Annotated in this window: 1 pseudogene; it reads left to right on the forward strand. The window is 44.1% G+C overall.

What is annotated here, in order from left to right:
* Positions 1-110: 110 nt before the first annotated feature.
* Positions 111-408: pseudogene (locus I6F37_RS42565) on the forward strand (hypothetical protein); the annotation flags it as partial.

Below are 408 nucleotides of genomic sequence, written 5' to 3' on the forward strand. Positions count from 1 at the left end.
GTAATAAATCGGTTCCACTTTCAAAGCAATCGCGAAAGTTTTCAGTATAACGAGGCGACGGATGTTGACTGGTTTGGATTTGGTAAGTAGATTTTGATAAGCATAAAAATATGAACCCAAATAAAAATTTGCGCGGGATTTTGTTTCTTTCGGTCGTCATATCTTTTTTTCTGACAGTCTCATGCGTCCAATCGCCGGAGCAGAATTCTATCTCGAACAACGCCGCTAAAAATACTTCCGGCAAAATTCGTATCGGTTTTTTGATGGACACTCTGCAGCAGGAACGCTGGCAGAAAGACCGCGAATTTTTCGTCAGACGTGCGGAAGAATTGGGCGCGGAAGTTCTTGTGCAGACCGCCGACGGTAAAGACGAAGTGCAGATCAAACAAGCCGAAAGCCTTTTAACGC

Source organism: Bradyrhizobium sp. NBAIM08, assembly GCF_020193935.1.
In the GTDB taxonomy this organism is placed as follows: domain Bacteria; phylum Pseudomonadota; class Alphaproteobacteria; order Rhizobiales; family Xanthobacteraceae; genus Bradyrhizobium; species Bradyrhizobium yuanmingense.